1 protein-coding gene is annotated in these 1,308 nt (G+C 54.1%); it reads right to left on the minus strand.

What is annotated here, in order from left to right; translation table 11 throughout:
• Positions 1-6 precede the first annotated feature (6 nt).
• Positions 7-1,212: an ISL3 family transposase gene (locus AACY52_RS28415; protein ID WP_339427109.1), complete on the minus strand. Its 1,206-nt coding sequence runs from the start codon at positions 1,210-1,212 to the stop codon at positions 7-9.
• Positions 1,213-1,308 lie beyond the last annotated feature (96 nt).

Below are 1,308 nucleotides of genomic sequence, written 5' to 3' on the forward strand. Positions count from 1 at the left end.
GGTTCTTCACGGATTGCCGGGAAAGACGCTCTTGATCTTCATGAAGAAGAACTCGCTGTCCCGGTAACCGTACGCCATTCGTTTGATGACCTTTATTCGATTGTTTATTCCTTCCAACTGACCGGTGTGCATTGGCCAGCGTACCCGGCTCACGATGCCCCGCCAGTAGCCCTTTAGTCTCTTTGCGAATTGGATCAGGGCGGGTATTTCGCTTTCTTGAGCGTGACGCAGCCACTGCTTCCAGGCTGATCTCCAGTCCCAGGCATCGCTCGGTGCCCAGAGCATTTTGAGCTCGGCCTTCATCAAGTAGACCGTCATTAACGATTGGTTGGCGGCCAGCAGATCCTGTAAATGAACCTGCTGTTCCGGCTTTTTCAGGTTCTCCGGGTTACGCAATAGCAACCATCGTGCTTGCTTTATGACCTTTCGAGCAGGCTTGTCATGGCGCAGTCGGTTTGCTTCGTCAACGCGAACACGATCAATCACTTCTCGGCCATATTTGGCGATCACATGGAAAAGGTCATAAATCACCCGTGCTTTTGGGCAGTGTTGGCGAACTTCCAGGTCATAAGCCGTGTTCATGTCCATCGCTACCGCTTCAATTCGGGCGCACCCCTCTGGCCCCAGTTCTTTGAAAAACGGTCTGACTGCCGCTCGGCTACGGCCTTCGCCGATCCAAATTACTCGTCGAGTATCAGCGTCCAACACCACGCTGGCGTAGCGATGACCTTTGAATAACGCGAACTCATCCATTATCAAGCGCCTTGGCTGGGCCTTGGGTAAGGCACTCAACGCCGCTTGCAGAGCGCGCCGCTCCAGCAACCGAACGGTCTCCCAGTGCATCCCGAACATTTGCGCAACATGCAGTGTAGGAAGGCGTTCGCAGGCTCGAATAACGGCCTCTGCCAACCGGCGCGTCATGCGGGCGTAGCGATCCAGCCAACTGACGGCTTCCATGCGCTTGCCACAATCACGGCAACTAACACGCCTGAGCTGCACGTTGAGGCGCACTGCGCGACCGAGAATCGGCAAGTCCCGTACGACTCGATCGCAGTACTCATGAGTTGTTGAGCAGAGCTTTTGGCACCCACCACAGATGGGAAATCGCGTGGCCTGGGGGATCAGGTCGATTTGAAGGGCATCGCCGTCAGGTTTGATCGTGACGACAGAAAAGCCCTCCCAAAAGGGAAGAAAAGTATTAATATCACGCATAAGAACGCCGGTTTTTTAGATGTGTTTGCTCGCACGAACATCATCCATCAAATCGGCGTTCTTGTTTCTGTCTTTCCCGTGATTCCGTGAAGAACC

Source organism: Pseudomonas sp. EA_65y_Pfl1_P113 (genome assembly GCF_963970525.1).
In the GTDB taxonomy this organism is placed as follows: domain Bacteria; phylum Pseudomonadota; class Gammaproteobacteria; order Pseudomonadales; family Pseudomonadaceae; genus Aquipseudomonas; species Aquipseudomonas tritici.